The organism is Maricaulis virginensis (assembly GCF_027922185.1).
In the GTDB taxonomy this organism is placed as follows: domain Bacteria; phylum Pseudomonadota; class Alphaproteobacteria; order Caulobacterales; family Maricaulaceae; genus Maricaulis; species Maricaulis virginensis.
Map to the genome: position 1 here is coordinate 134,559 of NZ_BSFE01000009.1, position 8,310 is coordinate 142,868.

The 8,310-nt window shown below is 66.8% G+C and carries 7 protein-coding genes; 2 read left to right on the forward strand and 5 right to left on the reverse strand.

All coding sequences use genetic code 11. The features are described 5' to 3' along the window. Window positions 1-3: 3 nt before the first annotated feature. From PKE71_RS14275 to PKE71_RS14295, 5 genes are all read right to left on the reverse strand, one after another. A complete protein-coding gene (locus PKE71_RS14275; RefSeq protein ID WP_271187666.1) occupies window positions 4-891 on the reverse strand; it encodes a F0F1 ATP synthase subunit gamma in 888 nt (295 codons plus the stop codon). 33 nt (window positions 892-924) lie between these two features. Then, window positions 925-2,457: a F0F1 ATP synthase subunit alpha gene (gene atpA / locus PKE71_RS14280; protein ID WP_271187667.1), complete on the reverse strand. Its 1,533-nt coding sequence runs from the start codon at window positions 2,455-2,457 to the stop codon at window positions 925-927. A 4-nt stretch (window positions 2,458-2,461) separates the two neighbouring features. Next, window positions 2,462-3,001, reverse strand: a complete 540-nt coding sequence (locus PKE71_RS14285) for a F0F1 ATP synthase subunit delta (protein ID WP_271187668.1) — start codon at window positions 2,999-3,001, stop codon at window positions 2,462-2,464. Window positions 3,002-3,273: 272 nt separating this feature from the next. Beyond that, window positions 3,274-3,993 carry a TerC family protein gene (locus PKE71_RS14290; RefSeq protein WP_271187669.1) on the reverse strand — a complete coding sequence of 240 codons (720 nt, stop codon included), beginning with the start codon at window positions 3,991-3,993 and terminating at the stop codon, window positions 3,274-3,276. 220 nt (window positions 3,994-4,213) lie between these two features. After that, the gene (locus PKE71_RS14295; protein ID WP_271187670.1) at window positions 4,214-6,370 is read right to left on the reverse strand and encodes a primosomal protein N'; all 2,157 of its coding nucleotides are present in this window, start codon (window positions 6,368-6,370) and stop codon (window positions 4,214-4,216) included. A gap of 165 nt (window positions 6,371-6,535) precedes the next feature. Here PKE71_RS14295 and PKE71_RS14300 point away from each other — a divergent pair, with 165 nt between their 5' ends. Beyond that, complete coding sequence (locus PKE71_RS14300) at window positions 6,536-7,225, forward strand: DUF484 family protein (protein WP_271187671.1); 690 nt, start codon at window positions 6,536-6,538, stop codon at window positions 7,223-7,225. Continuing rightward, a complete protein-coding gene (locus PKE71_RS14305) occupies window positions 7,204-8,142 on the forward strand; it encodes a tyrosine recombinase XerC (protein WP_271187672.1) in 939 nt (312 codons plus the stop codon). The genes PKE71_RS14300 and PKE71_RS14305 overlap by 22 nt, the downstream gene beginning before the upstream one ends. Window positions 8,143-8,310: the final 168 nt, after the last annotated feature.

Here is an 8,310-nt window from a genome sequence, read left to right on the forward strand (position 1 = left end):
CGCCTAGAGGGCCTCGGCGCCGGAGATGATTTCAGTCAGCTCCGTGGTGATCTGCGCCTGACGCGTGCGGTTATAAACAAGGTTCAGTTTGTCGATGAGTTCGCCGGCGTTGCGCGTGGCGTTGTCCATCGCGGCCATCTTGGCCCCCATCTCGCCTGCCACGTTTTCCAGCAGGGCGGACAGGATGACGGTATCGGCATAGCGCGGCAGCAGCGTGTTGAGGATCGTCTCCTCATCCGGCTCGGCTTCGTAGATCGCGCCCTTCAGGTCGGGACGTTCCACGCCCTCGTCGATCGCATCGATCGCGGGGATCAGCACTTTCGCGCGCGGCTTCTGCGAGATCACCGACACGAATTCGGCCGAGACCAGCTCGCAGACATCGAACTCGCCATTCTCGAACATGATACGGATCTTTTCACCGATCCGGCCCGAAGTGGCGCTGGTGACGGTCTTCTCGCCCGACAGCTCGATCCGCTCGACGATGAGCTTGGCGAACTGGCGCTTCAGCTGGTCGCCGCCCTTCTTGCCGACGCAGATCAGCTTGACGGTCTTGCCTTCGGCCTGCAGTGCCGTGATGCGCTCGCGGGCCTTCTTCACGATATTCGTGTTGAAGCCGCCGCACAGGCCGCGATCGGCCGTCATCACGACCAGCAGATAGGTGTCCGAGCGGCCGGTACCGACCAGCAGCGGCGACGCGCCGGGCGTGCCGGCCATCGCCGTCGACAGGTTGGCCATGACAGCCGCCATGCGCTCGGCATAGGGGCGCGCGGCTTCCGCGGCCTCCTGTGCCCGGCGCAGCTTGGCGGCGGCCACCATCTGCATCGCCTTCGTGATCTTTTGCGTCGATCGAACCGAAGAGATGCGGTTTTTCAGGTCCTTAAGGCTCGCCATAAGGCTCTCCTCAGCGGTTGGTCTCGATCAGGCTCACGCGAAATGTTCGGTGAACTTGTCGAGTGCCGCCTTCAGCTTGCCTTCCGAGTCGTCGGTCAGCTTCTTCTCTTCGCGGATCGAGGAGAGAAGATCGGCGTGTTCGGCATGCAGGTGACGCAGCAGGTCGGCTTCGTAGCGGGCGATGTCCGACACGGCCAGGCCGTCCAGATAGCCCCGCGTACCGGCGTAGATCACGCAGACCTGTTCTTCCATCGACAGCGGCGAGAATTGCGGCTGCTTCAGGAGTTCGGTGAGGCGCTGACCGCGGTTCAGCAGCTTCTGGGTCGCGGCATCGAGGTCGGAACCGAACTGGGCGAAGGCCGCCATCTCGCGGTACTGGGCCAGTTCGCCCTTCATCTTGCCGGCAACCTGCTTCATCGCCTTGGTCTGGGCGGCAGAACCCACGCGCGACACCGACAGGCCGACGTTCACGGCCGGGCGGATGCCCTGGTAGAACAGGTCGGTTTCCAGGAAGATCTGGCCGTCGGTGATCGAGATCACATTGGTCGGGATGTAGGCCGACACGTCGTTGGCCTGGGTTTCGATGACCGGCAGGGCCGTCAGCGAACCATTGCCATTGGCGTCGTTCAGCTTCGCCGCGCGCTCCAGCAGACGGGAGTGCAGGTAGAAGACGTCGCCCGGATAGGCTTCGCGGCCCGGCGGGCGGCGCAGCAGCAGGGACATCTGGCGATAGGCGACGGCCTGTTTGGACAGGTCATCATACACGATCAGGGCGTGCATGCCGTTATCGCGGAAGTATTCACCCATGGCGCAGGCGGTGAACGGTGCCAGGAACTGCATCGGAGCCGGGTCCGACGCGGTCGCGGCAACCACGATGGTGTAATCCATCGCGCCGTTTTCCTCGAGCGTCTTCACGATCTGGGCGACCGTGGAGCGCTTCTGGCCGACGGCGACGTAGATGCAGTAGAGCTTGGCGCTCTCGTCATCGCCTTCGTTGATGGCTTTCTGGTTCAGGATCGTGTCGAGCGCGATCGCGGTCTTGCCGGTCTGGCGGTCACCGATGATCAGCTCGCGCTGGCCGCGGCCGACCGGGATCATGGCGTCGATCGCCTTGATGCCCGTTGCCATCGGCTCGTGCACGGATTTGCGCGGGATGATGCCCGGGGCCTTCACATCGACGCGGCGGCGCTCGGCAACATCCTTCAGCGGACCCTTGCCATCGATCGGCTCGCCCAGACCGTCCACGACACGGCCCAGCAGGCCCTTGCCCACGGAGGTGTCGACGATCGAGCCGAGACGCTTAACGGTGTCGCCTTCCTTGATGCCCCGGTCGTCGCCGAAGATCACGCAGCCGACATTGTCGCGCTCGAGGTTCAGGGCCATGCCCTTGATGCCGCCCGGGAACTCGACGAGCTCACCGGCCTTCACCTCGTCCAGCCCGTAGACGCGCGCGATACCGTCACCGACGGACAGCACGCTACCGACGTCCGAAACCTTCGCTTCGGAACCGTAATTCTTGATCTGATCCTTGAGGATCGCAGAGATTTCTGCGGCACGGATGTCCATGGACCTAGGCCTCTTTCATCGCATTCTTCATCCCGTCCAGCTTGGTGCGGAGGGAACTATCGAACATGCGGGAGCCGACCTTCACGATCAGCCCGCCCAACAATTCGGGCCGCACATCCGTGCGCACCTCGATCTCGCGCCCGAAGGCACCCTTCAGCGAAGCCGCCAGGGCCTCGGTCTGTTTCTTCGTCAGCGCCGCTGCCGTGGTCACGTCGGCGGTCACCACGCCGCGGTCGGCCGCAGCCAGCGCAGCATAGATCTTTGCGACGGTGCCCAGCTCGCCGGCGCGGCCATTGTGCGCGGCCACGCCGAACATGTTGCGGGTCAGCGCGTTGAACTTGGCCTTCTTCGCCAGCTCGGCCAGCACGCCGTCCTTGGCGTCGGCCGGATGCAGCGGCGAGGCGAGCGCCTCGGCCAGGTCCGGGGATTCCTCGAGCATCGCGCGGAAAGCCGACAGGTCGGCTTCCACCGCGTCAGCGGCACCCGAGGTCTTCGCCAGCTCGAACAGGGCAGTTGCGTAGCGTCCTGCCGCGTTGGCTGTCATGGCGTCTTCGCCGGTCTTCACCGTGACGTCACTCTCTAGCTGGATCGCACCCGTGGATCGCCGGATGGCGCAAGTGCTTGTTATTCAACGATTTTCACAAACGAACACACGGTGTTGCACCGCACGTTCTCGTGGTTCGGCGCTGCGATAGCACAGGCATAGGGGCACAGCAAGCCACTCACACCGGGCGTTTCAGCGCACGGACAGTGTTTTGGCGACGCTCTCGTCCGCCCGGCCGGGCGCACAGGGGCGCTTCAGGAAGGATGTCGCTGTCACGTCCCCTTCCGCCGCGCCTTTTTCGCCAGGATGTTCATCGTCTCGACGAACAGCGAGAAGGCAATGGCAAAGTAGAGATAGCCGCGCGGGATATGGAAATGCAGCGCATCGGCGACCAGTGCGACCCCGATCAGCAGCAGGAAGGACAGGGCCAGCATCTTGGTCGTGGGATGCCGCTCGATGAAGCGCGACACCGTGCCCGAGGCGAGCAGCATGATCGCCATGGCGATGGCGACTGCCGTGATCATCACCGGCAGATGGTCTGTCATGCCGACCGCGGTGATCACACTGTCCAGCGAGAAGACGATATCGATCAGCACGATCTGGAACACCACAGCCCCGAAGGCCGCCACCACCGGGTTCTCGTGATGGGTATTGTCGCCCTCCACCGAATGGTGGATCTCCAGCGTCGCCTTGACGATCAGGAAGAGGCCGCCGCCCATCAGGATCACATCGCGCCAGGACACATCGAAACCGGCAATCGAGAAGACCGGCTCCTCCAGATGCGCAATCCACACCAGGCCGAACAGCATGATGACCCGGAAGATGAGCGCCAGGCCCAGCCCGAGCGCCCGCGCCTTCGGCCGCTGTGCCTCCGGCAACCGCCCGGCCATCAGCGCGACGAAGATCACATTGTCGATCCCCAGCACGATTTCCAGAAAGGTCAGCGTGGCCAGCGAGAGGAAGACTTCGGGGGTCAGCAGGGCGTCGAGCATGATCGGTCCGTGAGCGGCTGTCCGGCACATACTCGCAACTGTCGCCGTCTTGTCCAGCCTGCCGGCCGCTCTCCGGACCGTCCTTCCGGCGAAAGCCGGAACCCAGCTTAAAAAGCCGGGTCGGGCCAGACCTGGCACCGCTTCGCCCGATGATCCGGACCCTGGCCTTCGTCAGGATGACGGTGTCCGGGGGCTGCGCGTGTCTGCCAGAACCCGTTTCTCAGATGAAGCTGTACGGTTCGACGTCGATAGACACCCGCACCGAGGACGGGGTCTTCACCCGTCCTGCCCAGGCGCGCAGATAGGCGGAGATGTCGACCGTCTTGTCGGCGCGCACCAGGATGCGGCGGCGATGCCAGCCGCGCACCATCGCGCGCGGCGGTTCGGCCGGCCCCCAGATCTCCACCCCGTCGGTCACCGGCGCCGCGGCGGCCCAGTCGGCGGCAGCCTTTTCGACATTGGCGGGGTCCTGGCTCATCAGCCCGATCGCGGCGAGCCGGCCGAAGGGCGGCAGGCCCAGCGCCTCGCGCGCCATGAATTCCATGTCGAGGAAGCGGTCGCGATCGCCGGCGATGAGCGCCTGGATCGCCTCGTGTTCGGGCTGGTGCGTCTGCAAGAGCGCCCGCCCCGGCCGGTCGGCACGCCCCGCCCGGCCGGCCACCTGGACCAGCGTCTGGAAGGTACGCTCCCCGGCCCGCGGATCGCCGCCCGCCAGGCCCAGATCGGCATCCACCACGCCGACCAGCGTCAGATTGGGGAAGTTGTGGCCCTTGGCGGCAATCTGGGTGCCGACCAGGATGTCGATCTCGCCCTTCTCCATCGCCGCCACGATCTCGGCCCCGCGCTGGGTGTCGGAGGAATAGATCTCCACCCGCGCCCCGGGGAAACGCCGCTTGGCCTCCTCGGCCACCCGCTCGACACCCGGCCCGACACTGGTCAGCGAATCCTCCGCCCCGCATTCCGGACAGGCTTTCGGCTTGGGCATGGAAAAGCCCGTGACATGGCAAACGAGGCGGCCGGTATAGCGGTGTTCGACGAGATAGGACTGGGTGTCCGGTGACACCATGCGATGACCGCAGGCGCGGCACAGCACCAGCGGCGCATAGCCCCGGCGGTTGAGATAGAGCAGGCTCTGCTCGCCGCGCGCAAAGGTCTCGGCCATGGCGGCGACCAGCGGCGGCGACAGCCAGCAACCGGTCTCGGCCGGGGTCTCGCGCAGATCGATCGTGCCGATCTCCGGCAGGATGGCCGCGCCCGGCCGCGCCGGCAGATGCACATGCACATAGCGGCCGGCCTGCACATTGGCGAGGCTTTCCAGCGAGGGCGTCGCCGAGGCCAGCACCACCATCGCCCCTTCCAGCTTGGCGCGGACAATGGCGAGGTCGCGGGCCTGGTAGGCCAGGCCCTCATCCTGCTTGTAGGTCGGGTCGTGCTCCTCGTCGACGACGATCAGAGCGAGCCGCATGAAGGGCAGGAACAGCGCCGAGCGCGCGCCCACGACGATCCGCGCCCGGCCCTCGGCCACTTCGCGCCAGACGCGGCGGCGATTCTTCGGTCCGGCGCCGGAATGCCACAGGGCCGGTTTCACGCCGAAGCGTTTTTCAAAGCGCGACAGCACCGCCTCGGTCAGCGCGATCTCCGGCAGCATGATCAGGATCTGGGCCTTCGGGTCCCGGCGCAGCACTTCCGCCACAGCCTCGAAATAGACCTCGGTCTTGCCCGAGCCCGTCACCCCGTCCAGCAAAGCCGACTGGAAACCGCCGGCCCGGACCAGACGCCGCAGCACGCCGGACGCCTCGCCCTGCATGGCGGTCAGATCGAGCCCGGCATGATCGGGATCCGGTTCCTCGAAGGGCGGATCGACCAGGCGTTTTTCCTCGGACAGCGCACCGCACTTCGCCAGTCCCTTCACCACAGAGGCCGTCACGCCCGCCTCGCGCGCCAGATCGGCGGCCGTCGCCTCGCCCAGCGCTGCGGCGGCGTCGAGCACGCGCTGACGCGCCTCGGTCATCCGCCCCGGATCGCCGGAGCCGGGCTTGTAGACCGTTTCCGCAGGCGAGGGTTTTAGCGCATCCGTCGAGCGCAGGACCGAACGCAGCACGATCCCGGGCGACTGCACCAGATAACGCGCCAGCCAGTCGACAAAGCGCCGCGTGCCCTCCGGCAGGGGCGGACCGCCGGTCGCGCTGTCGAGCGGTTTCAGCTTGCGGGCAGGGTCGTCCGGCTTGATGGCCCAGACCACGCCACGCGCCAGCCGCTTGCCTAGCGGTGCGAGAACATGATCGCCCGGCTGCACCTCGACATCCTCCGGCACGACATAGTCGAAGGCTTCCGGCAGCGGCAGCGGAAACAGGATGGCGGCGATGCGGCGTGACACGGTCGGACTTGTCCTCGATTCCGGCCAAGCTTAACCGCCCCCGCCCGGTTTGCGACAGTCCCGGCTGCTGCGCCGCTGTGGAGTAGGCCGGCGCTGGCAGGCGGGTTTGCATTTCGGAAAGGGAATACGCCAAAACTGGCACGCGAAACGGGCAGGGAGCCAGACATGACCGGCAGCGCAGACCAGGATGACGACCTTCGGCTCGATGCAGCCTCCGTGCGCACCTATCTCATGGCCCATCCCGATATCGTCCGCGAGGATGCCGAGCTGATGGCCCTGCTCGCCCGGCGCGACGCGGGCGGCGACGTGGTCGATCTCGGCTCGGCCGCGCGCGAGAAACTGCTCGAGGAGGTGCGCCAGCTCAAGGCGCTCAATGCCGGTATTGTCGAGACCGCACGCGCCAATCTGGCGACCCAGTCGCAGATCCACATGGCGGTGCTCGCCCTTCTGGAAGCCGACAGCCTCGCCGCCCTCGACCGCAAGATTTCCGGCCGCCTGACCGGCGCGCTCGGGGTCGATGTCTGCCGTATCCTGATCGAAGGGCACGCCCCGCTGAGGGCCGGCGAGTCCATTCTCGGCGCCTCCGAAGGCTTTGTCGGCGATGTGCTGGGCCAGAAGGTGGAACGGCTCGGCCCGGTCGACCCGGAGATCGCCCATGCGCTTTATGGCCAGCAGGGCGCGCGGGTGAAGAGCGAGGCCGTCGTACGGCTCGACTTCCACGGCCAGGACGGGCTGATGGCCCTGGCGGCGCGCGATGCGCACCTGTTCGAGGCCGGACAGGGTACCGAGCTTTTGAACTTCCTGGCCCGCGCCATCGAGCGCATGATCGTGCAATGGCTGCATCACACGCCCTGACCCTGCCCCTGGGCGCCGCACTGGACGCCTTCTACGCCCATCTCGCCGGCGAGCGCCGTCTCGCCGCCCGCACGCTCGACGCCTATCGCCGCGATCTGGACGGGTTCGCCGCATTTCTCGGCCTGCACCTGGGCTGCGAGCCCGCCCTCTGCGACCTTGCCACCCTGCGCGCGAGCGATTTCCGCGCCTGGATGGCCGATCGCCGCCGCGGCGGCCTGTCGGCCCGCTCGCTGGCCCGTGAACTGTCGGCCGTGCGCACCTTTTTCAGCTATGCCCGCCGCCGCTGGTCGCTGGAAAACGCCGCCCTTTCCCTGATCGAAGGACCGAAATTCGCCCACTCGAAGCCCAGACCGGTCAGCGAGGCTGCCGCCCGTGAGCTGATCGCCGAGACCGGCCATCGCGACGGGCGCGGCTGGGTGCAGGCCCGCGACAGCGCCGTCCTGCTCCTGCTCTATGGCTGCGGCCTGCGGATCTCCGAAGCCCTGGGCCTGACAGGACGCGATCATCCGCTCGGCGAGACGCTGCGCATCACCGGCAAGGGCGGCAAGATGCGTGTCGTACCGGTCCTGCCTGCCGTGCGCGAGGCCTGTGCCGAGTATGTGCGCCTGTGCCCATTCGATCTTGAACCCGCCGCCGCCCTGTTCCGCGGCACACGCGGCGGCGCGCTGGGTCCACGCAGCGTCCAGGCGCTGATGAGCGATCTGCGCGGCCGGCTCGGCCTGCCCGCCAGCGCCACCCCCCACGCCCTGCGCCACGCCTTTGCCACCCACCTCCTGGCCAATGGCGGCGATCTGCGCGCCATCCAGGAGCTTCTGGGCCATGCCAGCCTCTCGACCACCCAGGTCTATGCCGACGTCGAGACCCGCCGCCTGATGTCCGTCTACGACCAGACCCACCCCCGCGCCCGGCGGGGATAGCATTGCGGTATTCCTTCCGCAGGGCGGATGAAGTGCGCTCCGCGCCCCGCTTCCGCGGGCCTTCGTCCGGAAAAAATTTGGAGGGTGGAAGACAGAGTGAGAGCGCCGCACCAAACACCGTCACCCTGACACCCGCTTTCGCGGGCGCAGGCTTCAGTCAGGGCCCAG